Consider the following 25,243-nt stretch of genomic DNA (forward strand, 5'->3'; position numbering starts at 1 on the left):
GAGTCCACCGGCCGCGGCGTCGAGTCCATCGACGGCATCCTCGCCGAGCGGCGCGAGCGCGCCATCGGGCGCCAGTACGCCCGCGAGGAATCCGCCATCGGCATCCAATCCGATGGACGTGACCACCTATCACAACGACATCCGTCGCACCGGCCAGCAACTCGCGGAAACCAGACTCACGCTCGCGAACGTCAACGCCTCCACATTCGGCAGGCTGGGCTTCTATTCCGTTGATGGCGCCGTCGATGCTCAACCGCTCTTCCTCGCGAACGTGCCGATAGCGGGCGGAACGCATAACGTGCTTTACGTCGTGACGGAGAACGCGAGCGCGTATGCCTTCGATGCGGACACCGGCACGGTACTCTGGCGCGTCTCCACGGTGCCCACGGGCGAGACGCCAAGCGACGACCGCGGCTGCAACCAGATCTCGCCGACCATCGGCATCACGGCGACGCCCGTCATCGACCGCTCGCGTGGGCCGAATGGCACGATCTATATGGTCGGCATGTCGCGCGACAGCGGCGGCGGCTATCATCAACGCCTTCATGCGCTGGACATCACCACGGGCGCCGAGCTCTTCAACGGTCCCGCCGAGATCACGGGCTCGTATCCCGGCACCGGGTCGGGCAGCGTGAACGGCGTCGTGCCGTTCACGCCCGGCCAGTATGTCGAGCGCGCATCGCTGCTGCTGCTGAACGGCGTCATCTATACGGGCTGGAGCTCGCACTGCGATACGCCGCCGTACACCGGCTGGGTCATCGGCCATAGCGCGGACACGCTCAAGCAGACGGGCGTCCTCAACGTCACGCCGAACGGCGAGATGGGCGGCATCTGGATGAGCGGCGCGGGGCTCGCATCCGATGGCACGTCGATCTATTTCCTCGACGGCAACGGCACCTTCGACCCGACGACCAACGCGCAGGACATGCCCAACAAGGGCGATTTCGGCAATGGCTTCCTGAAGGTCAGCCCGACTCCCACGCTCCACGTGGCCGATTACTTCGAGCCGTCGGACACGGTGCAGCAATCGAACGCGGACCTCGATCTCGGCTCGGGCGGCGTGCTGGTGCTGCCCGATCTCGTCGACATCAACGGCAACGTCAGGCATCTCGCGATGGGCGGCGGCAAGACGCGCGCGCTCTTCATCGTGAATCGCGATTCCATGGGCAACTTCGATTCGAACGGCGATCACATCTATCAGGAGCTCTTCTCGACGATCTTCGGCCCCATGTTCAGCGCGCCCGCGTATTACAACAACACGGTGTACGTCGGTCCGGCGGGCGATCATCTCAAGGCGCTGCCGATCACCAACGCGGTGTTCGCGACGACCGCATCGAGCCAGAGCTCGCAGAGCTGGGGCTTTCCGGGCGTCGCGCCCGTCATCTCCGCCAACGGCAGCGCGAACGGCATCGTGTGGGCGGCCGAGAACGGCACGACAGCGGTACTGCACGCCTACGACGCCGGCAATCTCGCCAACGAGCTCTACAACAGCAGTCAGTCGGGCGCGCGCGACCAGTTCGGTCCGGGCAACAAGTTCATCTCGCCGATGATCGCGAACGGCAAGGTCTATGTGGGCACGAAGACGGGCGTCGCGGTGTTCGGCTTGCGCGGCGGCTGATGCGATCCATGCAGGTTGAGGCTGCATCGATATAAGATCGCGGTACCTCAACCTGTGGAGCGCTTCATGCAACTGACCCGTCTTCTCGTTCCGACTTTCGTACAGACGCTGAAGAGCCTGTCGGCTTGGCTCGACAAGGCCGCCGCGCATGACAGGGAACAGGGCGCGGATCCCGAAGCGCTCGTGACCCTGCGCCTCGCGCCGGACATGTATCCGCTCGCGGCACAAGTGCGCTTCGTCTGCTTTCAGGCGCAGGAGTCCGCGTATCGTTTGCGTGGAGAAGAAGTGCCGCAGGCGTTGCTGAACGTGCGGCAGGAAGGATGGAAGTCGAATGAGCAACCCGGCTCGTTGGCCGATGCTCGATCGCGTATCGCGGATGCGATCGCGTTTCTCTCCGGCCTCGCGCCGGATGCGCTCGATGCCGGGAATGACTTGCAGATCGCGCTCGATCTGCCGAACGGCATCGTCTTCGATATGACCGGCGAGCAATACGCGCGCGACTGGTCGTTGCCGCAGTTCTATTTTCACGCCGTGACGGCGTACGCGATTCTGCGCCATCACGGCGTGCCGCTCGGCAAACCGGACTACGTCTCGCACATGTTCGCGTATATCCGGCCCGGCACGCTGCCGCAGGACTGAAACGCCGCACGCCCGTTGCAGGCGTGCGGCGCCGCATCACGCGTTGGACATCACACCGCGCTTGTCTTCCGCGCGTTCCTCGTTGCCGTGGCGCAAGCGCATGCTGCACACCGCGGCGAACAGGAGCGCCACCGCGAGACACACGAGCCCGTTCATCGCACGGCCGGTCGTCTGCTCGATGATGCCCATCACGGTCGGTCCGACGAAGCCGCCCAGCAGGCCGCACGAGTTCACGAGCCCGAGGCCGCCCGCAAGCGCGCTGCCCGAGAGGCGCGACGACGGGAACGTGAAGATGATCGACTGCACCACGAAGAACATCGAAGCGGACAGGCACACGCCCAGAAGCCCGATCGCCGGCGTCGCCCAGGCGGCGATCAGCATGCCTGACGCCATGATGACGAGCCCGCCGATCAATATGCGGCGGCTGCGCGACGAATCGCTCGCGAAGCGCGGCAGCGTGGCGGCGCCGATCGCCGCGGCAATCCACGGGGTTGCGGTGAGCAGACCGATGGTGAGCGGCGAGAAGTGCCCCGACGAGCCGATGATGCCCGGCAGGAAGAAGATCACCGTGTAGATCGTCAGTTGATGGCAGAAGTAGACGAGAATCGCGAGCCACACCTGACGGTCCGCGAGGACGCTGCGAAATGCGCCGGCGCCGTGACCGCTGCCTTGGGCGTCCTGTTCGGCGGCGAGGCGGCGTTCCAGCGCGAGCGCTTCTTCACGCGAAAGCCAGGACGCGCTCGTCGGACGATCGGGCAGCATCTTCCACACGACGAACGCGAGCAGGATCGCGGGCAGGCCTTCGATCACGAAGAGCCATTGCCAGCCGTGAAAGCCGAGCCAGCCGTCGAGCTCGAGCAGCGCGCCGCCGAGCGGTCCGCCGACGATGTTCGCCACGCACACGCCGAGCAGGAAATAGCCCGTTGCGCGAGCGCGTTCCTCGCGTCCGAACCAGTACGTCAGATACAGCATCACGCCGGGGAAGAGTCCCGCTTCGGCGGCGCCGAGCAGAAGGCGCATCACGTAGAACGAGGTTTCACCGGTCACGAAGGCCATCGCGACCGACAGCGCGCCCCATGTCACCATGATGCGCGTGATCCAGAAGCGCGCGCCGACCTTGTGCATGATCAGGTTGCTCGGAATCTCGAAGAGCGCGTAGGTCAGGAAGAACAGACCCGCGCCGAGTCCGTATGCGGCGGCGGAGATGCCGAGGTCGATGCTCATCGAATGCTTCGCGAGCGCGATGTTCGTGCGATCGAGAAAGCTGATCACATAGACGATCACCAGCAAGGGCATCAGCTTGCGCAGCAGCATGGCGTTGAACGACGCGTGTTGCGCGGCGCTCGTCGTATTGGGCTTGGACATGATGGCTCCCGGGATCAAAGTGGACGCGCCATGCGCGTATGCGGTGCGGTGTCGGGAAGGCGTTGAGCGTTCAAGGAAAGTGTCTCCGTAAGCGTTGTAGTTTTATTGGCGTGATGGCGTGAGCACGCGCCGCATGCACGGCGCGTGCGATCGACGATCAGAAGTTCACGTTGTCGCCGCCCTTGAGGGACAGCATCCGGCGTGCTTCGGCAGGCGTCGCGACTTCCAGCGACAGGCCTTCGATGACCTGCCGAATCTTGCGCACCTGCGCCGCGCTCGAATCCGCGAGCTGGCCCGGGCCGATCCACAGCGAATCCTCCAGACCCACGCGCACGTTCGAGCCCTGCGCGACGCCGATCGAGCCGAGCGGAATCTGGTTGCGGCCCGCGCCGAGAATCGACCAGACATAATCGTTGCCGAACAGGCGGTCCGCCGTGCGCTTCATATGGGCGAGGTCCTCGGGATGCGCGCCGATGCCGCCCAGCAGGCCGAACACGCTCTGCACGAAGAACGGTCCCTTGACGAGCCCGCGATCGACGAAGTGCGCAAGGTTATACAGATGCGAGATGTCGTAGCACTCGAACTCGAAGCGCGTGCCGTTGGCCGAGCACGACGTCAGGATGTATTCGATATCCGCGAACGTGTTCTTGAACACGAGATCACGGCTCTTCTCGAGATGCTGGCGCTCCCAGTCGTGCTTCAGATCCTTGAAGCGGTCGAGCATGGGATAGAGGCCGAAGTTCATCGAACCCATGTTCAGCGACGCCACTTCCGGCTGAAAGTGATGCGCGGGCTTCAGGCGTTCGGCGACCGTCATGTGCGGACTGCCGCCCGTCGTCAGGTTGATGACCGCGTCCGTTTCCGACTTGATGCGCGGCAGAAAGCGCTGGAACACGGCGGGGTCCTGCGTCGGGCGACCGTCTTCGGGATCGCGCGCGTGCAGATGCAGAATCGCCGCGCCTTCCCTTGCGGCCGCCAGCGCGGCTTCGGCGATCTGATCGGGGGTGACCGGCAGATAGGGCGACATCGACGGCGTATGAATGGCGCCCGTCGGTGCGCATGTGATGATGACCTTGCGTTTCGTTGCCATGTGATCCTCGTTCCTTCTTCAAAGCGTTTCGACGTTGCCGCAGACCGAGAGCGCCTGCCCCGAGACGGCGCTGCCGGCCGGCGAGCTGAGATACAGCACGCTCGCCGCGACTTCCTCCTGCGTGACCATGCGGCGCAGCGAAATCTTCGCGAGATACTGCTTTTCCATGTCCTCGTAGCTGATGCCGAGCTGCTTCGCGCGCGCGGCGATCACGCCTTCCATGCGCGGACCCTTGACGATGCCCGGCTGCACCGCATTCACGCGGATGTTGTCCGGGCCGAGCTCGATCGCGAGACTCTTCGCGAGACCGACCACGGCCCACTTGGTCGCGGAGTAGGGCGTGCGAAAGCCGTAGCCGAGCCGTCCCGCCACCGACGACATGAACACGATCACCCCGCCATCGGATCCCTGGCGCAGCGTCGGCACGGCTTCGCGCGCGAAGTAGTACTGGCTGTTCAGGTTCACGTCGATGGTCTTTTCCCAGTCGGCCGAATCGATCGCGTCGATGCCGCCAGTCGGTCCCGCGATGCCCGCGTTGTTGATGAGCACGTCCAGTCCGCCGAGTTCGCGCTGAACGTCCTCGAACACGCGCTTCACGTCGTCCTTGCTGGCGACGTCCGCACGCGTGCCCGTGATGGACGGCGAAACGGTCGATACGGCGTCGATCGCCTTCGGATCGACATCGCAGACATGCACGCGTGCGCCCGTCGATACGAACGCCTTCGCGATCACGAGGCCGATGCCCGATGCGCCGCCCGTGATGAGCACCCGCAAGCCCGGGCGCGGCGTGAGAAGTTTCATGAAATCCATCGTCTGAATCCTTTCTGGTTATGTTCGGCAAGGACGTGCACCGTCCTCGCTCAAGCGATCAGTCATGCTGAAGGGTGTAAATCGGCGAAGGGCGCTTCGAACGCTTCGCCTTCGTCGTTCAGGATTGCGCCTGGCGCCGCGTTTGCGTGTTCTCTGCCTGCTGGGTTTGCAAGCGCATTTCGAGATCGCGCGCCGCGTCGCGGATATCCCTGGCGATACCTTCGCGCGCGGCCGCGCCGTCGTGCTTCCAGAGCGCATCGATGATCTGCCGGTGCGCTTCCATCGACACGCGCATGTGCGCGACATCGGGCGCGACCATGTTCAGGAACGGACCGATGCGCATCCACATGTTCTGGATCGTCGCGAGCGTCATCTCGCTCGCGCCATGCCGATAGATGCTCGTGTGGAACGCGAAATTGCAGCGCAGGTAGGCCCGCGCATCGTCGGCTTCGACGTGCGCGTCCATTTCGTCGAAGATGCGCTGCACGGCCGCGACGTCGTCGTTCGTCATGCGGGCCGCCGCGCGCTCGGCGACGCAGCCTTCCAGCGCGATGCGCACGTCGCGCAGCTCTTCCAGCAGTTCGAGCGTCATCGGCGGGACCATGAGGCCGCGCGACGGGCCGTCGACGAGCGCGCCTTCCGCGCGCAGGCGGGTGAGCGCGCCGCGCACCGGCATGGTCGACAAGCCGACCGCTTCCGCCACGCCGCGCAGACTGAGCGGCTGGCCGGCGGCGAAACTGCCGCTCATGATCGCTTCGCGCAGTTGCTGGTAGACCTTGGTCGCCATCGTTTCTGTGGCGATGACTTCGAGTTGTGGAATGGGTTGCGATGCGGATCGGGGTGCCACGGGCGTTTCCTTGCTGATCTTTGATCTGTGATCACAGTTTGATTTCAGCACAGGCTTTAGTCAATGCGAAGCGTCTAAGGGATAACCCCGAGGCAGCTCAGAGCGGCTCGATCAGATCCTTTTTCCGCTGACGGCAATACGCCGAGCATGCGAGCTGTGCGGCGCTCGCGGCGGCGCGAATCGTCGGCGTTGCATCGACGGGCGTGCACAGCGAGACGACGATCGGCGGCGGCACCGGCTTCAGCGGCAACTCGACAAACTCGCCGCTCGTGAGCGCGTCGCTGACGAAGAGAGCGGGGATGGCCGCGACGCCATAGCCGTCGCGCACGAGTTGCACGATCGCGGCGACGGAAGGCGAGCACGTGATGCGGGTCTGATCCACGGGCATGTCGATCTCGCGCGCGAGCGTATGCACGATGTGCTCGAGCGCGACCTGCGGCGCGGTACCGCGCCCGAAAGTCAGGACCGGGCGAGCGAGCACGCGTTGCGCAAGTCCGGCGGCGCGCTTCGAGAGCAGGCCGCGCCGCGCGATCCATCGCACCGGATAGCTTGCGACGGCGCTCGACACGATCTTCGTGCTGTCGATGCCTTCCACGCGAATCGCGATATCGAGCTCGCCGTTGAGCATGCGCCGTTGCAGGACGGAACTCGAATCGACGGTGAGATCGACTTCGAGATTGGGGAAGCTGGCGTTCAGCTCGGTGACATAGTGCGCGAGCCAGCTATGCACGACGGTCTCGATCACGCCCAGCCGCAGCTTGCCGCCGACGATCACTTCGAGCCCCGCCGCCTGCCGCAACGCGCGCGCCGCATCGACGACGGTTTGCGCGGGCCCGAGCAGGCGCTGTCCCGATGGCGTGAGCCTGAACTTCGCCGAGGAGCGATCGACGAGTTCGGTCTTCAGTTCGTCTTCGAGCGAGCGCACGCGCAGCGAGATGGTCGCGGGCGTCGCGTGCAGGAGGCGCGCGGTGGCGCGAAAGCTCTCCAGCTGCGCGAGCGTGACGAAGGTTTCGAGAAAGCGCGTGTTCATGCGATGACGTCCGGATGTCGAGTCGTCGCCAGCTTATGCGCGTTAAACAAAGCTTTCAACGTGGCGATTCGAATTGCGTCCGCAGTCGCAGATTTCGGGGGAAACCCTCATGAAAGTGTTAAGAAAACCTTGACAGAGAGGGTCGGAATTACTCGCTGGCATCGTTATTTTTTCGGTCCTAACCTGCACGTCATCGCATCCGACTGGAGATCACGACCATGCCTCGAGACTTTCGCCATCAGGTCCGCACCGGCGCTTTCACCGGCCCCACCGCGGGCTATTGCGGCGACTACGCGCAAGCCAATCTCGCCATCCTCCCGCGGGACTGCGCCGAGGATTTCCTGCGCTTCTGCGTGCGCAATCCGAAGGCGTGCCCGCTGCTTGCCGTGGGCGAACCGGGCCAGTTCGACGTGCCGGCCCTGGGCCGCGAGCTCGACATCCGCACCGATGTTCCCGGCTACAACGTCTATCGCGATGGCGTGCTGTGCGAACAGCCGCGCGATATCCGCGAGTTGTGGCGCGACGATCTCGTCGTGTTCGCGATCGGCTGCTCGTTCTCCTTCGAGCAGATGCTGGCGCAGGAACGCATCCCGCTGCGTCACGTCGATGAAGGCGTCAACGTGCCGATGTATCGCACGTCGATACCCAATCAGGCCGCTGGTCCCTTTCGCGGCAATCTCGTCGTGTCGATGCGTCCGATGAGCGGCGCGCACGCCATTCGCGCCGTGCAGGTGACGAGCCGCTTTCCTTCCGTGCACGGCGCGCCGGTACATATCGGCAGCCCGGCGGCGATCGGCATCGGCGATCTCTCGCGGCCCGACTACGGCGATGCCGTGTCGGTTCACGAGCACGAGCTGCCGGTGTTCTGGGCGTGCGGCGTCACGCCGCAAAGCGCGATAGAAAGCGCACGCCTGCCGTTCGCGATCGCGCACCGGCCGGGTCACATGCTCGTCACCGATATTCCCAATGCATCGCTCGCCGTGCTCTGACACGCGGCCTCATATGGAGAAACGCATGAACACGGAAACGCATTACGCCGGCGCGCCGCACGACGACGATCACGCGAGCGCCGCCGCGAGCCCCGGGATGTTCGGCTGGTATCGGCACACGAGCGCGAGCGAGAAGCGCGCGTTCTGGAGCTGCAAGATCGGTTACGCGCTCGACGCGATGGACACGCAGTTCCTGAGCTTCGCGATTCCCGCGCTCATCGCGAGCTGGGGCTTGAGCAATAGCGAAGCGGGGCTGATCGGCACGGTGACATTGCTCACGTCCGCGCTCGGCGGATGGCTCGCCGGGATTCTCTCTGACCGCATCGGCCGCGTGAAGACGCTGCAGATCACGATCCTGTGGTTCGCCTTCTTTACGCTCGTCTGCGCGTTCGCGCAGAACTACGGCCAGCTTCTGATCGCGCGCGGCCTGATGGGCTTCGGCTTCGGCGGCGAGTGGACGGCGGGCGCGGTGCTGATCGGCGAAGTGATCCGGTCGCGCGATCGGGGCAAGGCGGTCGGCATGGTGCAGGCGGGCTGGGCGATCGGCTGGGCGGCGTCGGCGGGGCTCTTCACGCTCGTGTTCTCGCTGATGCCCGCCGAGACCGCATGGCGCGTGCTGTTCGCGCTCGGCGTGCTGCCTGCGCCGTTCGTGATCTTCATCCGCCGCTTCGTCGAGGAACCCGACGTGCACAGGAAGCAGAAGGAGTGCGACACGAAGCGCGGCGAATCGAGCTCTTTCCTCGAGATCTTCGGCAAGGATATCTGGCTCACGACCTTGCGCACCGCCATTCTCGCGACCGGCACGCAAGGCGGCTACTACGCGATCACCACCTGGCTGCCGACGTATCTCAAGACCGAGCAGCATCTGAGCGTGGTCGGCACGGGCGGCTATCTCGCGGTGATCATCGCCGGGTCGTATGCGGGTTATCTGTGCGGCGCGTATCTGAGCGACCGCTTCGGGCGCAAGCTCACGTTCATCGCGTTCTCGATCGCCTCGACGATCATCGCGCTGACCTATACCCGCGTGCCGATGAGCAACGGCCTTCTGCTCATGCTCGGTTTTCCGCTCGGCTTCTTCGCATCGGGCATCTTCGCGGGCATGGGCGCATTCATGACCGAGCTCTTCCCCACGCGCATTCGCGGCTCGGGACAGGGTTTTTGCTACAACTTCGGCCGCGCGGTCGGCGCCACGTTTCCGTTCCTGATCGGCTACGTTGCGCAGAAGATGTCGCTCGGCATGGCGATCGGCACGTTCGCGGCGGCTGCATACGGCGTGGTGATCCTCGCCGCGCTGACACTGCCCGAAACGCGTGGCGCACAACTGAAAGCCTGAGTTCGAATCTATTCCGATGGAGTCTTCAACGATGGACAAGCACGAGCACGTTCCCGCCGACAAACGCTGGCAATTCTGGATCGACCGCGGCGGCACCTTTACCGATATCGTCGCGCGCAAGCCGGATGGCAGCCTCGTCACACACAAGGTGCTGTCGGAGAATCCCGAACGATATCGCGATTCGGCGGTGCAGGGCATTCGCGAGCTGCTGGGCGTGGCGCCGAACGAGCCGGTGCCTGCGGAACGCATCGATAGCGTACGCATGGGCACGACCGTCGCGACCAATGCATTGCTCGAGCGCAAGGGCGAGCGCACCGTGCTCGCGATCACGAAAGGTTTCGCCGATGCGCTGCGCATCGCATATCAAAGCCGCCCGAAGCTGTTCGTGCGCGAGATCGTGCTGCCCGAATCGCTCTACGACACGGTCGTCGAGATCGACGAGCGCATCGGCGCGCAGGGCGAGGTCGTGCGCGAACTGGACGAGGCGCAGGCACGCGCGGCATTGCAGCGCGCGTTCGACGACGGCATTCGCTCGTGCGCGATCGTGCTGATGCACGGCTACCGCTTCACGGACCACGAGCAAAGGCTCAAGCGCATCGCGGGGGACATCGGCTTTGCGCAGATCTCCGTGAGTCACGAAACCAGCCCTCTCATGAAGCTGGTTTCGCGCGGCGATACGACCGTCGTCGACGCCTATCTGTCGCCCGTCTTGCGTCATTACGTGACGCAGGTCGAAAGCGAACTCGGCCCGGTGCCGCTGCAATTCATGCAGAGCAACGGCGGCCTCACCGATGCGCATCGCTTCCAGGGCAAGGATGCGATTCTGTCGGGGCCGGCGGGCGGCATCGTCGGCGCGGCGCAAGTGTCGAGGCTCGCCGGCTTCGAGAGGATCATCGGTTTCGACATGGGCGGCACGTCGACCGACGTCACGCATTACGCCGGCGAGTACGAGCGCGAGTTCGCGACGGAAGTGGCGGGTGTGCGCATCCGCGCGCCGATGATGAAGATCCACACGGTCGCGGCGGGCGGCGGCTCGATCTGCACGTTCGACGGCGCGCGCCTGCGCGTCGGGCCGGAAAGCGCGGGTGCGAATCCGGGGCCTGCGTCCTACCGGCGCGGCGGTCCGTTGACCGTGACCGACTGCAACGTGATGACGGGCAAGATCGACGCGCGCCATTTCCCGCATGTATTCGGGCCGGCGGGCGACTTGCCGCTCGATGCGGAAGTGGTTCGGCGCAAGTTCGCGGAAGTCGCAGCGCAAGTCGAAGCGGCGACGGGCGTGGCGCGCGCGCCGGAAGCCATCGCCGACGGCTTCCTGAAGATCGCCGTCGAGAACATGGCGAACGCCATCAAGCAGATCTCGGTGCAGCGCGGCTACGACGTGACGAAATACGCGCTGGCGTGCTTCGGCGGCGCGGGCGGCCAGCATGCGTGTCTCGTCGCCGATGCGCTCGGCATGACGCGCGTGTTCATCCATCCGCTCGCGGGCGTGCTGTCGGCCTATGGCATGGGACTCGCCGATGTGCGCGCATTGCGCCAGGAAGCGCTCGAAACGCGCCTCGACGACGCATCGCTGGCGGCCACCGAAGATGCGTTCGCGCGGCTCGAAAGTGCGACGCGTGACGAGGTAAAGGCGCAACGCATCGAAGAGCGCGCGATCAGCATCAAGCGCACGTTGCACATCAAATATGAAGGCACGGACACGACGCTGGAAATCGCGTGGTCCGACGATTCGAGAGAAATCGCCAAGGCGTTCGAGCAGTTGTATCGGACGCGCTATGGCTTTCTGATGCCGAACAAGGCGCTCGTGATGGAAGCGGCGGCGGTGGAGGCGGTCGGCCATGCGCAGCGCGTCGACGACGAGCGATGGCCGCTCGCGCGCGACGCATCCACGAATCCCGAACCGCTTTCGACGACGCGCATGTTCTCGGCTGGCGTCTGGCACGACACGCACGTGTTCGATCGCGACGCCCTCGCGCCCGGCGCGCGCATCGATGGCCCGGCCATCGTCGTCGAAAAGACGGGAACGACGGTGATCGAGCCCGGCTGGCAAGTGCAGGTGACGCGGCACAATCACCTGGTCGTGGAGCGCACCGTGCCGCTCGATAACCGCAAGGCGATCGGCACCGAAGCGGACCCCGTTCTGCTCGAGGTGTTCAACAACCTCTTCATGTCGATCGCGGAGCAAATGGGCGTGACGCTCGCGAACACGTCGTACTCGGTGAACATCAAGGAGCGTCTCGACTTCTCGTGCGCGCTCTTCGACGAAGGCGGCAATCTGATTGCGAACGCGCCGCACATGCCCGTGCATCTCGGTTCGATGGGCGAGAGCGTGCAGACGGTGATCGCGCGTCGCGCCACGACCATGCGCCCCGGCGACGTGTACGTGCTCAACGCACCCTACGCCGGCGGCACGCATTTGCCGGACGTGACGGTGATCATGCCCGTGTTCGTCGACGGCCACGCGAGCCCGATGTTCCATGTCGCCGCGCGCGGGCATCATGCCGATATCGGCGGGATTTCGCCGGGCTCGATGCCGCCCGATTCCACGCACGTCGATCAGGAGGGCGTGTTGCTCGACAACGTGCAGCTCGTGTCGCAAGGGCGCTTTCTCGAACGGGAGATTCGCGAGGTGCTGACATCGGGCGCTTACCCGGTGCGCAAGGTCGAACAGAACATGGCCGACTTGCGCGCGCAAGTCGCTTCATGCAACAAGGGCGCGGAAGAGCTCGCGCGCATGTGCGACCAGTTCGGCCTCGAGGTCGTGCGCGCGTACATGCGGCACGTGCAGGACAACGCGGAAGAGGTCGTGCGCAGGACGCTTTCCGTGCTGAAGGACGGCCGCTTCGAATACGAGCTCGACGATGGCGCGAAGATCGTCGTCGCGGTGTCGATCGATCGCGAGAAGCGCGCGGCGATCATCGATTTCGCGGGCACGAGCGCGCAGCAGCCGAACAACTACAACGCGCCCGCGGCCATCTGCAAGGCGGCGGTGCTGTATGTGTTCCGCACGCTCGTCGACGACGACATCCCGCTCAACGCCGGCTGCCTGAAGCCGCTCGACATCCGCATTCCGGAAGGCTCGATGCTCAATCCGCGCTATCCGGCGGCGGTCGTCGCGGGCAATGTCGAGACCTCGCAGGTCGTCACCGACGCGCTCTACGGCGCGCTCGGCGTGATGGCGGGCGCGCAGGGCACGATGAACAACTTCACCTTCGGCAACGACACGTACCAGTACTACGAAACCATTTGCGGCGGCGCGGGCGCGGGTCCTTCGTTCGAGGGATGCGGCGCGGTGCAGACGCATATGACCAACTCGCGCCTGACCGATCCCGAAGTCCTCGAATGGCGCTTCCCCGTGCGGCTCGAGGATTTTCGGGTCCGGCGCGGCAGTGGCGGGGAAGGGCGCAGGCGCGGCGGCGACGGCACCGAGCGGCGCATCCGTTTTCTCGAACCGATGACGGCGGTGATCCTGTCGAACCGTCGCCGCGTGCCGCCGTTCGGGCTCGAAGGCGGGGCGCCGGGCGCGACGGGCGCGAACTGGGTCGAGCGCGATGGTTCGAACGAACGCGAAGGCTTCGGCGCACGCCATCGCACGCAGATGAATCCGGGCGACGTGTTCGTGATCCAGACGCCGGGAGGCGGCGGATACGGCGCGAAGGAATAGCGCGGCCGCGTTCGGCCGGCGGATCGAGCATGAATACGCGATTGTTGGGCACAATGCTTGCATCGCCGATATCGAGCCCTGCCAATCCGCCATGCGACCCGCCGACCCGGACGTCACGCCCGCTCTCGAGTGCCGCCGCCTCACGAAGACTTACGGCGGCGGCCGCGTCGTCCTCGACGAACTCGACTTCGCCCTCGGCGCGGGCGAGTTCGTCGCGATCATGGGCGATTCGGGCGTAGGCAAATCGACGCTCCTCAATCTGATCGCGGGCCTCGATTCCGCCGACAGCGGCGAAGTGCTGATCGACGGCGCGCCGATCTCGAACCTCTCCGACGATGCCGCCACGCGCCTGCGTCGCCAGAAGCTCGGCTTCGTGTTTCAGGCGTTTCACGTCCTGCCGCATCTGACGCTTTATCAGAACGTCGCCGTGCCGCTGCTGCTCAACGGCATGCCGCCCGCGCCCGCGCGCGCGATGCTCGCGGCCGTCGGCCTCGAAGGCCGCGACGACGACCTGCCGCGCCAGCTTTCCGGCGGCGAATTGCAGCGGGTGGCGATCGCGCGGGCGCTCGTGCACCGGCCGCGCCTGCTCCTCGCCGACGAACCCACCGGCAACCTCGATCCGCAAACCGCGCATGAAGTGCTCGGCCTGCTGCGCGCCGAAACCCGGGCGACGGGCGCCGCGACGGTCATGGTCACGCATTCGGAAGCGGCCGCCGCCTTCGCCGATCGCGTGCTGATTCTCGCCGACGGCGCGCTGCACGCTTCGGCCGTGGCGACATGACGGACATCGCCGCCGCTCGCCGCTCGTTCGACACGCTCACGCGCTGGCTGCTTGGCGCGCAATGGCGCAGTCATCGCGGCCGCGCGCTCGTCGCGGTGCTGACGATCGCGCTCGGCGTCGGACTCGGCTATGCGGTGCAGCTCATCAACGGCGCCGCGTTCAACGAGTTTTCCGCCGCCGCGCGCAGTCTCTCGGGACAAGCGGACCTGCAGGTGCGCGGCGCGCGGCCCTTCATCGACGAAAGCGTGTATCCGCGGCTCGCGACGCATGCGGGCGTCGCGGTGGCGAGCCCGGTGCTCGAAGTCGACGTCGCCGTGCCCGGCAGGAACGCGCCGCTCAAGGTGCTCGGCATCGACGTGTTCCGCGCGAAGCGCATCGCGCCGGACCTGACCGGCGTGCCGTCGCCGCAAGCGCCGCTCGACGTGCTCGCCGGCGACGCCATCTTTCTTTCTCCCGCCGCGCAGACATGGCTCGGCACGCGCGATGGCGCGCAGATCGAGCTGCAAAGCGGCACCTCGCCGGTGAAGTTGCGCGTGGCGGGGGGCATTGCGAGGACGCGGCCGGGGCAGCGCATCGCGGTGATGGACATCGCCGCCGTGCAGACGCGCTTCGCGATGACGGGCAAGCTCTCGCGCGTCGATCTGCAACTCGCGCGCGGCGTCGAGCGCGACGCTTTCCGGCAGGCGCTGCAGCGCGAACTCGGCGGGCGGCTCGTCGTGACGGAAACGCGTGATGTCGAAACGCGCACGGACCGTCTCTCGCGCGCGTATCGCATCAACATGAACGTGCTCGCATTGGTCGCGCTCTTCACCGGCGCGTTTCTCGTGTTCTCGACGCAGGCGGCGGGCGTCGTGCGCCGCCGCGCGCAGTTCGCGATGCTGCGCGTGCTCGGCATGACGCGCGCGGCGCTCGTGCGGCAGATCATGCTCGAAGGCGCGCTGCTCGGCGTCGCGGGCGGCGTGCTCGGCATCGCGCTCGGCTTCGCGGTCGCGGCGCTCGCGCTACGCTTCTTCGGCAGCGATCTCGGCGGCGGCTACTTTCCGGGCGTCGAGCCGCGCGTCGCGTTCGAGCCGGTCGCGAGCGCGATCTTCCTTGCGCTCGGCATCGGCGTCGCGCTCGCGGGCACGCTCGTTCCGGCGCTCGAAGCGGCGCGCGCACGGCCCGCGCCGGCGCTGAAAGCCGGCAGCGAGGAAGCCGCGCTCGCGCCGCTCGGCACGCCGTGGCCGGCGCTCGCGTGCCTCGCGCTCGGCGGCGCGCTCACGCAGGCGCCGCCCGTCTTCGATGCACCCATCGCCGGGTATGTCGCGGTCGCGCTGCTGCTCGTCGGCGGGATCGCGCTGATGCCGCGTCTTACCGCGATCATGTTTCGCTTCGCGCCGGGGTCGCGCAATGCCGTTGCGACGCTCGCGCTCGCGCGCCTCGCGAATGCGCCGGGCCAGGCGTCGATCGCGATGGGCGGCGTGCTGTCGAGCTTCACGCTGATCGTCGCGATGGCGATCATGGTGACGAGCTTTCGCGTGTCGGTGGAGGACTGGCTCGCGCATCTGCTGTCCGCCGATCTCTACGTGCGCATGGCGTCGAGCGGCGACACCGGCGGCCTGCGTCCCGACCAGCAGAGGCAGATTGCCGCCGCGAACGGCGTCGCGCATGCGGCCTTCACGCGCGCGTCGAAACTCACGCTCGATCCCGCGAAGCCGCCCGTTGCGCTGATCGCGCGCGAAATCGACGCCGCCGATCCCGGCGCGACCCTGCAAATGACCGGCGCGGTGTTGCCGCCTTCCGCGTGGCGCGCGGACGAGACGCCGGTGTGGGCTTCGGAAGCGATGGCCGATCTGTACGGCTACCGCTTGGGCGAGCGCGTGGCGCTGCCGGTCGGCGGGGCGAACGTGCGCTTCGTCGTCGCGGGAATCTGGCGCGATTACGTGCGGCAGACGGGGGCGCTGCAAATGCGCATCGACGACTATCGGCGCCTGACCGGCGACACGGCCGCGACGGACATCGCCATCGCCTTGCGCGCGGGGGCGAGCGCCGCGCAGGTCATCGAGGCAATCAGGAAGCTGCCATTCGGCGATACGCTGGAATTCTCGCAGCCCGGCGAGATCCGCGCGCGCACCCTGACCATTTTCGACCGCAGCTTTGCCGTGACTTATCTGCTCGAAGCCGTGGCGATCGTGATCGGTCTCTTCGGCGTCGGCGCGACGTTCTCGATGCAGACACTCGCACGCTCGCGCGAATTCGGCATGCTGCGGCACGTCGGCGTGACGCGCGCGCAGATCCTCGCGCTCCTCGCGTCGGAGGCGGGATGGCTCACGCTGCTCGGCATCGCGCTGGGCTGCGTGCTCGGCTTCGCGATCAGCCTGATTCTCGTGTTCGTCGTGAATCCGCAGTCGTTTCACTGGAGCATGTCGCTGCACGTTCCGTGGACGATGATCGCCGTCATCGCAGGCGTGATGCTGGCGTCGTCCTGCGCGACCGCCGTCCTTTCGGGACGGCGCGCCGTTTCGGTCGATGCGGTGCGCGCCGTGCGGGAGGACTGGTGATGCGCGTATTGCTCCTCGCGCTGCTGTTCCCGGTGACCGTGCTCGCGGCCGAACCGGCGTTCGCGCCCGTCGTGCCGGGACATGCGATCGAATGGCCCGGCGACAGCGGCGCGCATCCGCGCTATCGCACCGAATGGTGGTACGCGACCGGGTGGCTCGAAACGCCCGATCATCAGCCGCTGGGCTTCCAGATCACGTTCTTTCGTTCGAACACGGGCAAGGGCAAGGAGGAAAGCGGGAGCGCGTTCGATCCGTCGCAACTGATCGTCGCGCACGCGGCGCTCTCCGATCCCGCGTATGGACGGCTCGCGCACGATCAGAACATCGCACGGCAGGGTTTCGGTCTCGCGTACGCGAAAGAGGGCAACACCGACGTCAGGCTCGATGCCTGGCGCATGACGCGCGCATCGGACGGCAGCTATTCGGTCAGCGCGGACGCCGCGGGCTTCGCGCTGCATCTGATCTTCACGCCGACGCAGCCGCCGATGATCCAGGGCGAGCAAGGCTATTCGCGCAAGGGGCCATTGCCCGAGCAGGCGAGCTACTACTACAGCGAGCCGCAACTGAAGGTGACGGGCAGCGTGACGCGTCCGTCGGCATCGGGGAAGGCGAATGCGAGCGTCGCCGTGACGGGCCGCGCGTGGCTCGATCACGAATGGTCGAGCACGCTCCTGTCGCCCGACGCCGCCGGCTGGGACTGGCTCGGCGCGAATCTGGACGACGGCTCCGCGTTGATGGCGTTCAAGGTTCGCGCCCGCGACGGGCACGCGGTCTGGGCGCACGCCGCGCTGCGCGACCGCGAAGGCCGCACGACGCAATTCGGTCCGGGCGAGGTCGAGTTCACGCCGGAACGCCAGTGGCGTTCGCCGCGCACGAACACGGTTTATCCGGTGGCGATGAACGTGCGCGTCGGCGGGACGCGCTGGCGGCTGAGTCCGCTCATCGACGATCAGGAACTCGACTCGCGCGATTCCACCGGCGCCCTTTACTGGGAAGGCGCGGTCAGGTTGAGCGGCGACGACAAGCCCGGGCGCGGCTATCTCGAACTGACGGGATATGCGCGGACGCTGGAAGTGGAAAAGCGCTGACGCCCCTCCGGCGCTCGTAATCGGCGTGCTTCTGCCCGTCATCGGCTTGCAATTGCCATCAAACTTCGTGCAAAAGCTTAAAAAGGGGCAGCTTAAGTTTCGTTTAAGAAATCTCTCATAGTCTCGGTGCAACCTGAATGCGCCGCGTCCGAAGCCGTGTCCACGGCTCTGCTTCTTCATGCCAGCTCGCCGTTTCGCATCGATTTCCCTGACGATCAGCCCAATTTCGCGGCAGATCGAGTAACGCGCGGGCTGTTCCGCCGCTCGGCCATCTCGCCGTGCCTTCTGATTCTCCGAACGATCGCGCCCACCCGCGCGTCGCTCGTTCCGCTTCTCCACCGATGGCTTTTATTCCAACCACCGCCCTGCCCGGCAAGGCAGGCAGATTCTTTTTTGCTTGCGCGATCGGCTCTGTCCTATCCGTCGTGATGTGCAACTCGCTCAACCGGGCGCATGCACCTTCGTCCAGCAAGGAAGACGCCCCGGCTGTTTCGCTGAAACAAGGCGCTTCGCCGGCATTGGCGCCGCCCGCTCCGAAGCCGCCTGAGCTGGCGCGCGCCGCCGAAAGCGCGACCGTCGATCAGACCTTCTCGCAGGCCGCGCAAAGCCTCGGCATGGATCAGGGCACCATCGCGACGCTGACCGACGCCTTCGCGGGAAAGGTCGATCTGCACCGTGATCTCAGAAAAGGCGACACGCTGAGCGTCATCTACGACCGGCCGCAAGGTGGCGCCGCGGCCCATGACGAACCGCTCGCCGTGCGCCTGACGACCGGTTCGTCGTCGCACGACGTGTTCCTGTACCGCGATCCCCAGGGCGAAGCCCGCTACTACTCGAAGGACGGAAAGAGCACGCGGCCCGCGTTCTCGCGTTATCCGGTCGCGTTCACGCGCGTGTCGTCGGACTTTTCGCTGCGCCGGCTCGATCCGGTGACGCATCGCTGGCAGAGCCACGACGGCGTCGATCTCGCCGCGCCCATCGGCACGCCGGTGCACGCGACGGCGCAGGGCAAGGTGAAGTTCGTCGGCAGGCAGACGGGCTACGGCAAGGTCATCATGCTCGAGAATCCGCCGCCGTATTCGACCGTCTACGCGCATCTGTCGCGCTTCGCGAAGGGTGTCAGGAAAGGCGGCACGGTCGAGCGCGGACAGGTGATCGGCTACGTCGGCGAGACGGGCTGGGCGACGGGGCCGCATCTGCACTACGAGGTGCACGTCGACGACGTGGCGATGGACCCGCTCACGGTCGACCTGCCGGGCGACGATCGTCTGCGCGGCGAGGAGCGCCAGCGGTTCGCGAAGGAAGCGGAGAGCCTGAGCGCCGCGCTCAGCGGCTGATCGCTCAGGCGACGAGCCCGACCGGTTTGATCGCGCGGGCCTGCGCCTGGGCGTGCTCGGCCTCGCGCTCGCCCGCCGCGACCCAGCGGCTCTTGCCGGCGCGCTTCGCTTCATAGAGCGCGTTGTCGGCATCCCGCAGCACGCCGTCGAGCTCGTCGTGATGATGATCGAACATCGCGATGCCGATGCTCACGCCGATCCGCAAAGGCACGTCGTCATCGGCATGGAACGGCTTCGCCAGCTCGCGCACGACGACATCCGCGAGCGCGAGCGGATCGGCCTGCGGCTGCGTGACGATCACGAACTCGTCGCCGCCGAGCCGCGCGACCAGCGAGCCTTCCCCTGACAGATGCCGCAGGCGCCGCGCGACGAGCGCGAGCAGCGTGTCGCCGATTTCGTGGCCCTGCGCGTCGTTGATGGCCTTGAAGCCGTCGAGATCGAGATAGAGCAGCGCGGTGCGCGCGCTGTCACACGCATGCCCGGGCGCGCGAGAGCGCACCGCCTGGAACAGCCCCGCGCGGTTGAGCAGGCCCGTCAGCTCGTCGTGACGCGCGCGGCGGTCGTTTTCCTGCTCGGCTTTCATCGTCGAGACGAGCATGCCGTTCAGGCGGAATGCGGCGGCGCTCATGGCGAAGAGATAGAAGGGGATCTGCAGGAGCGTGAGCCACAGCGTCGGCTCGCCCGCCAGCACCGCGCCGAGGCAGCACGGCCCGAGCGACAGGAAGATCATCACCGCGACGAGACGCGGCGCGCCGAAATTGCGAAAACAGATGCCGCCGACCATCGCGGCCGCGGACAGAAAGGAGAGCGTCGCCGCGATCCAGTCGCCGGACAGCACGGAGACGAGCGCGCCGTAGCCGACTGTCGCGCCCCAAAGCGGCGCGAGCAGCACGTAGGTATCGGTCAGGGTGGACTTGCGCTGGCGCGCCCGCCGCCGCGCGACGATGAGCACGATCAGCCGCACGAGGCAGACCGCCACTTCGAGCGCGAGCCACACATGGAAGGCCGTCGCCGGATGCCGGCGGTCGAGCACCCACGCGACGGCAATCGTGTTGAGCACGCCGCCCGCGAAGATCGGCAAGGTGCCGAACAGGCTCCCGACCAGGGCGACGCGGATCGCGCGGGGAATATCGGCTCCCGCGTGCAGCAACCACGTGGCCGCACGTCCGCGCGGCAGGGTGAACACCTCAGTCTGATGATCCATATTGGTTTCCGGCGCGGTCCGGCGATGGCTGGACCCTTGCGGGAAAGCCGGACCACACATCGAATAACGGTCGCCCGGTTCCAGACTTTAGGCGCGCCGCGGCGGCGGGCCGGGCATTGCGCCGCGCTCACTCCATCCCGGGTACGCCAGATCGACCCCGACGCGGGCCAATATCGCGCGCTCGCGTAACAAAAAATATTCGTTCCCCGAATGTTCTTGACATTTTGGATTTCCCTTCGGCCGCGAAGCGGGCCGGCGCTCTTTGGTGCTGAACCAGTTTGTCTTGTGGTCCGCTGGGGCAGACCGTGCGCGAGCCAAGCCGCGATAGTCCTATGAGGACGACACTTAGAGGCTGGGCCACTCCGAACCATGACGACGAGTCTGCCTGGGCCCAAAGCTGCTTTCTTTGGTTGCTTTCTTTGCAGCAGCAAAGAAAGTGACTGCCGCCCCGCACAGGGGCAACACCAATAGACCACTAAGAATTCAGGATTCCACGAAAACACAGGCAAACTCCTTCGCGGCCCAGGCGAAAAACGAGCACCTGATCGACGAAGCGGAACACAACAACGGCAACCTTCTACTGACGACATCGAGAAAAACGTTCTGGCAAAGCCCTCGCCCATGGCTAAAAGCGCCCGCATCGAGCGAAATACCTCTGCGCTATACGGAAACGAACGGCAGAACCCACCCCGTGAGGCCGAAGAACACCGAAGGCACCATCTACGAACGCCATTTCCCGCAGATCGACATGACCTTCAGCCTGCGCACGGCCGACCCCGAAGCCGATTCGGAAGTCTTCAGCGCATGGATGAACCTCGATCGCGTCGCGCACTTCTGGGACCAGCGCGGCACGCGCGCCGAGCATGCGGCCTACCTCGCGGAGCGCCGCGAAGATCCGCACATGCACCCGATGATCGGCTACTTTGTCGACAAGCCCTTCGGCTACTTCGAGTTCTGTTGGGCGAAGGAAGACCGCCTCGGCCCTTCTACGATGCAGGCGATTTCGATCGCGGCCTGCATCTGCTGATCGGCGATGCGCAATTCCAGAGCGCGGGCAAGCTGAAGGCGTGGTGGAGCGGCGTGCTGCATTACATGTTCATCGACGATCCGCGCACGGAACGGCTCGTCGGCGTACCGGGCATCGATCACGTCCGGCACATCGCCTACATGCATCGCATGGGCTTCTACACGCTCAAGGAATTCGACTTCCCACACAAGCGCGCCGCGTTCACCGTGATGGAACGCGAGAAGTTCTTCAACGATTTCCGTTTCTGACGCCGCACCTCGCGCGAGGGAAGACAACGGCGGCACGTCAAGCTGCGCGCCGACGCCGTGGGCCGTATACTGGCCGGCATCGCGGCACGATGAACGCGACCACCGGCCATAACCTTCCCTCAGTCACCATGTCCCTCATCAACTACATCACGCAGATTCAATTCGATTTCGGCGCGGTGCGCCTGCTTGCGAGCGAGTGCGAGCGCATCGGCATTCGCCGTCCGTTGATCGTGACCGACGCCGGCATTCGCGCGGCAGGCCTCGTCGACAAGGTGCTCGACGCGCTCGGTTCCTCGTCTCCCGTGCCGGTGTTCGACGCGACGCCGCCGAATCCGAACGAAGCCGCCGTGCGCGCCGCCGTGGCCATATACAAGGAGCACGACTGCGACGGCGTGATCGCGGTGGGCGGCGGTTCGTCGATCGATCTCGCGAAGGGCGTGGCCGTCTGCGCGACGCACGAAGGCCCGCTGCAAAGCTTCGCGGTGATCGAGGGCGGCCTTGCCCGCATCACGGCGAAGACCGCACCCGTCATCGCGATTCCGACGACGGCGGGCACCGGCAGCGAAGTCGGCCGCGGCGCGATCCTGATTCTCGACGACGGCCGCAAGGTCGGCGTGATCTCTCCGCATGTCGTGCCGAAAGTCGCGATCTGCGATCCCGAACTGACGCTCGGCCTGCCGCCGATGCTCACGGCCGCGACCGGCATGGACGCCATCGCGCACTGCCTCGAAACCTTCATGGCGCCGGCGTTCAATCCGCCCGCCGACGGCATCGCGCTCGACGGCCTGTGGCGCGCGTGGCGTCACATCGAGCGGGCGACGCGCGACGGCTCCGACCGCACCGCGCGCTTGAACATGATGAGCGCGTCGATGCAGGGCGCGCTCGCGTTCCAGAAGGGCCTGGGCTGCGTGCACAGCCTGAGCCACTCGCTTGGCGGCATCAATCCGAAGCTGCATCACGGCACGCTCAACGCCATCTTTCTGCCGGCGGTGATCGCATTCAACAGCAGCGCGCCGTCGATGCGGGAAGAGGGCAAACTCGACCGCATGGCGCAGGCAATGGGCCTGAAATCGGGCAGCGAAGTCGGCGAAGCCGTGCGTGCGATGACCGCGTCGCTCGGCTTGCCGCGCGGCCTCGCCGAACTCGGCGTGACGCGCGAGTCGTTCCCGCGCATCATCGCCGGCGCGCTGAAGGATCACAGTCATAAGACGAATCCGCGCGAAGCGTCGAGCGCGGACTACGAGGCTATGCTGGAGGCGTCGATGTAACCTCGAAACGGCGCCCCGGTCGATATGGGGCCGGAGCGCCGACGGCGTTGCGGCGGGCGATTTGCGGCATTGCAACATGGATCTAGGGGAAAACCCTTGGGTCTGTTACAATATCGCAAAGTTTGAGGAACAGATCATGCGCCGCCGCTACGAAGTGCTCGAAAAAGCCGCCTTTGCCCTGCTCACGCTGTCCGCCGTGCTGGACGCAAGCTACATCACCTGGGAAAAGCACCCCAATTTCCGCGAAAACGTCACGGAAATCGTGCGCCTGAGCTCGGACTTGTCGCTGGCGAATCCGGGCGTCGGAGAGCCGACGCCGCTGGTTCCGATGGCGTTCAACTAAGCTTCCGGTCTTCGGCGCGCCACCGCGCCCGCCGCTTCAAGCCACATACAGGTTATTCGGCCCGCCGCCCCACGGCGCGCGCCGGCTGCTTTATGCTGGCGGCTTCCCACGCCGTAGCCGCCAAGCATGTCCTCCGCTCTCCATTCCGACGCCGCATTCGGCGATCAGCTCCGCAGCTTCGCCCGCGCGATCGGGCAGATCGTGCTTCAGCGCAACGCCGCGACAGGCGCGCTGCTGTTTCTCGCCGTGCTGTGCGCGAGCCCGCGACTCGCGTGCGGGCTCCTGACCGGCACGCTGACGGGCAATGTCATCAGCGTCATCATCGAAGATGCGGACGCGCCCGCTTTCCGCGACGATCTCTACGGCTTCAACGGCGCGCTCGCCGCGCTCGCCGCCTTCACGTTCATCGGCGATGCGTCTCGGGCTGCCGCCGTCGCGATCGTCGCGGCGATGAGCGCGACCTTTCTCGCCCACAAGCTCACGCGCATTCTCGCGCGCCACGCCTTGCCGATCTTCTCCAGCCCGGCCATCATCGTGACCTGGTGCTGGCTGCCGCTGTTCGCCGATCGCGGCGACACGGGCGCGATTCCGCCCGTCGCCGCCGGCTTCATCCCGATGCTTCAGGCTGCGTTCGCGGGTCTCGCGCCGATCACGTTCGCAACCGGCGCGCTCGCGGGCGGACTCATTGCGGCCGGGCTTCTCGCCGCGCGGCCGTCGCAGGCGGGCTGGGCGCTCACCGGCAGCGCGCTCGGTGCGGCGCTGCATGGGCTCGGCGGCGCGAGCGACGCCGTCGTGCTCTCGGGCGCGTGCGGTTTCAATGCGGCGCTTGCGGCGCTCGCGGCCGCGCCGATCGGCAAGCGTTATGCATTGCTGGCCATCGTTGCCGCCGTGCTGATCGAGCGCCTGATCGACTGCCTCGGCATCGCCGCGCTGACCGCGCCGTTCGTGCTGGCTTCGTGGGCGGTCATCGCGCTTCGGCGGCGTCTGTCCGGAACATCGAAACAAGGAGATTCGCATGTCGTTCACCCACACGCCTGAGCACAGGATCGCGGAATGCGGGCCGCGCTCGGAGGCCGAGCAAGCCACGCGCGTGGATCTCGCCGCCGCGTACCGGCTCGTCGCGCTCAATGGCTGGGACGATGTCGTCTACACACATATTTCCGCGAGCGTGCCGGGCGAGCCCGGGCGCTTTCTCATCAATCCGTTCGGGCTTTCGTTCGATGAAGTCACGGCGTCGAACCTCGTGAAGATCGATATCGACGGCAACGTGATCGGCGAAAGCGCGCATCCGGTGAACGCGACGGGCTTCGCGCTGCACGCGGCCGTGCACCGCGCGCGCGAGGACGCCGCATGCGTGATGCACCTGCATGTGCGCGAGGCGATTGCGGTCTCGACGCAGCCTAACGGCCTGCTGCCCGCGTCGCAACACGCGATGCGCTTTCATGGCCATCTCGCGTATCACGACTACGAAGGCCTCGCGTTTTCGCCGGCCGAAGGCGGGCGGCTGGTGGCGAGCCTCGGCGCGCATCGCGCGATGCTGTTGCGCAATCACGGCCCGCTCACGCTCGGGCGCACCATCGCCGAGGCTTACGTGCTGATGGATATGCTCATCAAGGCATGCGATATTCAGCTGCGCGCGCTCGCGGGCGTGGGCAAGATGATCATGCCGACGCCGGAAGTCGTCACCCGCACCGCGGCGCAATTGCACGACGACGACGCCATCGAAGGCGCGCTCGAATGGCCCGCGCTGCTGCGCAAGCTGGACCGCATCGACGCGTCGTATCGCGACTGAATTCAACCCGACAGGAGATCAACGGAATGCCGACATTCAACATTCAGCTGTTCGAAGGTCGCACGGCGGAAGAGAAGCGCAAGTTCGTCGAGGCGATCACGCGCACGACCTGCGAGACGCTCGGCTGCGAGCCGGGCTCGGTGGACATCATTCTGACCGACGTGAAACGCGAGAACTGGGCGACCGCGGGCAAGCTCTGGTCGGAACAGTGAGCGCCTGGGCGCGCG

Annotated in this window: 20 protein-coding genes and 1 pseudogene; 15 read left to right on the forward strand and 6 right to left on the reverse strand. The window is 66.2% G+C overall.

Features of this window, described 5'->3' with window-relative positions:
- Window positions 1-112 precede the first annotated feature (112 nt).
- Both AWB83_RS03115 and AWB83_RS03120 read left to right on the forward strand, forming a co-directional pair.
- Complete coding sequence (locus AWB83_RS03115) at window positions 113-1,618, forward strand: pyrrolo-quinoline quinone (protein WP_244197545.1); 1,506 nt, start codon at window positions 113-115, stop codon at window positions 1,616-1,618.
- Window positions 1,619-1,684: 66 nt separating this feature from the next.
- Complete coding sequence (locus AWB83_RS03120; RefSeq protein WP_087042863.1) at window positions 1,685-2,257, forward strand: DUF1993 domain-containing protein; 573 nt, start codon at window positions 1,685-1,687, stop codon at window positions 2,255-2,257.
- Between the two features lie 36 nt (window positions 2,258-2,293).
- Here the strand turns inward: AWB83_RS03120 and AWB83_RS03125 are convergent, their stop codons facing one another.
- The 5 genes from AWB83_RS03125 to AWB83_RS03145 form a co-directional block, all read right to left on the reverse strand.
- Window positions 2,294-3,622 carry an MFS transporter gene (locus AWB83_RS03125; protein WP_087042779.1) on the reverse strand — a complete coding sequence of 443 codons (1,329 nt, stop codon included), beginning with the start codon at window positions 3,620-3,622 and terminating at the stop codon, window positions 2,294-2,296.
- Between the two features lie 157 nt (window positions 3,623-3,779).
- Complete coding sequence (gene kce / locus AWB83_RS03130; RefSeq protein WP_087042780.1) at window positions 3,780-4,712, reverse strand: 3,5-dioxohexanoate:acetyl-CoA acetone transferase; 933 nt, start codon at window positions 4,710-4,712, stop codon at window positions 3,780-3,782.
- An 18-nt stretch (window positions 4,713-4,730) separates the two neighbouring features.
- On the reverse strand, window positions 4,731-5,522 hold the full coding sequence (locus AWB83_RS03135; protein WP_087042781.1) for an SDR family oxidoreductase: 792 nt from the start codon (window positions 5,520-5,522) through the stop codon (window positions 4,731-4,733).
- A gap of 118 nt (window positions 5,523-5,640) precedes the next feature.
- Window positions 5,641-6,369 carry a GntR family transcriptional regulator gene (locus AWB83_RS03140; protein ID WP_279629071.1) on the reverse strand — a complete coding sequence of 243 codons (729 nt, stop codon included), beginning with the start codon at window positions 6,367-6,369 and terminating at the stop codon, window positions 5,641-5,643.
- Between the two features lie 97 nt (window positions 6,370-6,466).
- Entirely contained in the window at window positions 6,467-7,399 is a 933-nt protein-coding gene (locus AWB83_RS03145; RefSeq protein ID WP_087042783.1) for a LysR family transcriptional regulator, read from the reverse strand.
- Between the two features lie 218 nt (window positions 7,400-7,617).
- On the opposite strand from AWB83_RS03145, the gene AWB83_RS03150 reads away from it, so the two are divergent.
- The 7 genes from AWB83_RS03150 to AWB83_RS03180 all read left to right on the forward strand — a co-directional run bounded on the left by AWB83_RS03150 (window position 7,618) and on the right by AWB83_RS03180 (window position 19,134).
- Window positions 7,618-8,388, forward strand: a complete 771-nt coding sequence (locus AWB83_RS03150; protein WP_087042784.1) for a putative hydro-lyase — start codon at window positions 7,618-7,620, stop codon at window positions 8,386-8,388.
- A gap of 25 nt (window positions 8,389-8,413) precedes the next feature.
- Complete coding sequence (locus tag AWB83_RS03155) at window positions 8,414-9,721, forward strand: MFS transporter (protein WP_087042864.1); 1,308 nt, start codon at window positions 8,414-8,416, stop codon at window positions 9,719-9,721.
- Between the two features lie 31 nt (window positions 9,722-9,752).
- Window positions 9,753-13,388 (forward strand): hydantoinase B/oxoprolinase family protein, encoded by a 3,636-nt coding sequence (locus tag AWB83_RS03160; protein ID WP_087042785.1) that lies wholly within the window; start codon window positions 9,753-9,755, stop codon window positions 13,386-13,388.
- 91 nt (window positions 13,389-13,479) lie between these two features.
- A complete protein-coding gene (locus AWB83_RS03165) occupies window positions 13,480-14,169 on the forward strand; it encodes an ABC transporter ATP-binding protein (RefSeq protein WP_087042786.1) in 690 nt (229 codons plus the stop codon).
- Window positions 14,166-16,709 (forward strand): FtsX-like permease family protein, encoded by a 2,544-nt coding sequence (locus tag AWB83_RS03170; RefSeq protein WP_087042787.1) that lies wholly within the window; start codon window positions 14,166-14,168, stop codon window positions 16,707-16,709. Before AWB83_RS03165 ends, AWB83_RS03170 begins: the two co-directional genes overlap by 4 nt.
- Window positions 16,709-17,797, forward strand: coding sequence for a lipocalin-like domain-containing protein (locus tag AWB83_RS03175; RefSeq protein ID WP_087042788.1), 1,089 nt, complete (start codon window positions 16,709-16,711; stop codon window positions 17,795-17,797). The genes AWB83_RS03170 and AWB83_RS03175 overlap by 1 nt, the downstream gene beginning before the upstream one ends.
- A 518-nt stretch (window positions 17,798-18,315) precedes the next feature.
- Window positions 18,316-19,134 carry a peptidoglycan DD-metalloendopeptidase family protein gene (locus tag AWB83_RS03180; RefSeq protein WP_244197546.1) on the forward strand — a complete coding sequence of 273 codons (819 nt, stop codon included), beginning with the start codon at window positions 18,316-18,318 and terminating at the stop codon, window positions 19,132-19,134.
- Between the two features lie 4 nt (window positions 19,135-19,138).
- Here the strand turns inward: AWB83_RS03180 and AWB83_RS03185 are convergent, their stop codons facing one another.
- Entirely contained in the window at window positions 19,139-20,338 is a 1,200-nt protein-coding gene (locus AWB83_RS03185; RefSeq protein ID WP_087042789.1) for a GGDEF domain-containing protein, read from the reverse strand.
- 481 nt (window positions 20,339-20,819) lie between these two features.
- On the opposite strand from AWB83_RS03185, the pseudogene AWB83_RS03190 reads away from it, so the two are divergent.
- The 6 genes and pseudogenes from AWB83_RS03190 to AWB83_RS03215 all read left to right on the forward strand — a co-directional run bounded on the left by AWB83_RS03190 (window position 20,820) and on the right by AWB83_RS03215 (window position 25,228).
- Window positions 20,820-21,613: pseudogene (locus tag AWB83_RS03190) on the forward strand (GNAT family N-acetyltransferase).
- Window positions 21,614-21,741: 128 nt separating this feature from the next.
- Window positions 21,742-22,881, forward strand: coding sequence for a 4-hydroxybutyrate dehydrogenase (gbd, locus tag AWB83_RS03195; protein WP_087042790.1), 1,140 nt, complete (start codon window positions 21,742-21,744; stop codon window positions 22,879-22,881).
- Window positions 22,882-22,957: 76 nt separating this feature from the next.
- The gene (locus tag AWB83_RS03200) at window positions 22,958-23,224 is read left to right on the forward strand and encodes a hypothetical protein (protein ID WP_244197547.1); all 267 of its coding nucleotides are present in this window, start codon (window positions 22,958-22,960) and stop codon (window positions 23,222-23,224) included.
- 126 nt (window positions 23,225-23,350) lie between these two features.
- Window positions 23,351-24,262, forward strand: coding sequence for an urea transporter (locus tag AWB83_RS03205; RefSeq protein WP_087042792.1), 912 nt, complete (start codon window positions 23,351-23,353; stop codon window positions 24,260-24,262).
- Window positions 24,240-25,016, forward strand: coding sequence for a class II aldolase/adducin family protein (locus tag AWB83_RS03210; RefSeq protein ID WP_087042793.1), 777 nt, complete (start codon window positions 24,240-24,242; stop codon window positions 25,014-25,016). Before AWB83_RS03205 ends, AWB83_RS03210 begins: the two co-directional genes overlap by 23 nt.
- A 26-nt stretch (window positions 25,017-25,042) precedes the next feature.
- Window positions 25,043-25,228, forward strand: a complete 186-nt coding sequence (locus AWB83_RS03215; protein ID WP_016347879.1) for a 4-oxalocrotonate tautomerase — start codon at window positions 25,043-25,045, stop codon at window positions 25,226-25,228.
- Window positions 25,229-25,243: the final 15 nt, after the last annotated feature.

Source organism: Caballeronia ptereochthonis, from assembly GCF_001545075.1.
Classification (GTDB): domain Bacteria; phylum Pseudomonadota; class Gammaproteobacteria; order Burkholderiales; family Burkholderiaceae; genus Caballeronia; species Caballeronia ptereochthonis.

Bases quoted from the DNA above. Each gene is read 5' to 3' on its own strand.
- AWB83_RS03120 (WP_087042863.1), top strand. From the start codon at position 1,685: ATGCAACTGACCCGTCTTCTCGTTCCGACTTTCGTACAGACGCTGAAG.
- AWB83_RS03200 (WP_244197547.1), top strand. From the start codon at position 22,958: ATGGATCTAGGGGAAAACCCTTGGGTCTGTTACAATATCGCAAAGTTT.
- AWB83_RS03145 (WP_087042783.1), bottom strand. From the start codon at position 7,399: ATGAACACGCGCTTTCTCGAAACCTTCGTCACGCTCGCGCAGCTGGAG.
- AWB83_RS03210 (WP_087042793.1), top strand. From the start codon at position 24,240: ATGTCGTTCACCCACACGCCTGAGCACAGGATCGCGGAATGCGGGCCG.
- AWB83_RS03170 (WP_087042787.1), top strand. From the start codon at position 14,166: ATGACGGACATCGCCGCCGCTCGCCGCTCGTTCGACACGCTCACGCGC.
- AWB83_RS03115 (WP_244197545.1), top strand. From the start codon at position 113: ATGGACGTGACCACCTATCACAACGACATCCGTCGCACCGGCCAGCAA.
- kce (WP_087042780.1), bottom strand. From the start codon at position 4,712: ATGGCAACGAAACGCAAGGTCATCATCACATGCGCACCGACGGGCGCC.
- AWB83_RS03125 (WP_087042779.1), bottom strand. From the start codon at position 3,622: ATGTCCAAGCCCAATACGACGAGCGCCGCGCAACACGCGTCGTTCAAC.
- AWB83_RS03155 (WP_087042864.1), top strand. From the start codon at position 8,414: ATGAACACGGAAACGCATTACGCCGGCGCGCCGCACGACGACGATCAC.
- AWB83_RS03135 (WP_087042781.1), bottom strand. From the start codon at position 5,522: ATGGATTTCATGAAACTTCTCACGCCGCGCCCGGGCTTGCGGGTGCTC.
- AWB83_RS03165 (WP_087042786.1), top strand. From the start codon at position 13,480: ATGCGACCCGCCGACCCGGACGTCACGCCCGCTCTCGAGTGCCGCCGC.
- AWB83_RS03150 (WP_087042784.1), top strand. From the start codon at position 7,618: ATGCCTCGAGACTTTCGCCATCAGGTCCGCACCGGCGCTTTCACCGGC.
- gbd (WP_087042790.1), top strand. From the start codon at position 21,742: ATGTCCCTCATCAACTACATCACGCAGATTCAATTCGATTTCGGCGCG.
- AWB83_RS03185 (WP_087042789.1), bottom strand. From the start codon at position 20,338: ATGGATCATCAGACTGAGGTGTTCACCCTGCCGCGCGGACGTGCGGCC.
- AWB83_RS03215 (WP_016347879.1), top strand. From the start codon at position 25,043: ATGCCGACATTCAACATTCAGCTGTTCGAAGGTCGCACGGCGGAAGAG.
- AWB83_RS03175 (WP_087042788.1), top strand. From the start codon at position 16,709: ATGCGCGTATTGCTCCTCGCGCTGCTGTTCCCGGTGACCGTGCTCGCG.
- AWB83_RS03205 (WP_087042792.1), top strand. From the start codon at position 23,351: ATGTCCTCCGCTCTCCATTCCGACGCCGCATTCGGCGATCAGCTCCGC.
- AWB83_RS03160 (WP_087042785.1), top strand. From the start codon at position 9,753: ATGGACAAGCACGAGCACGTTCCCGCCGACAAACGCTGGCAATTCTGG.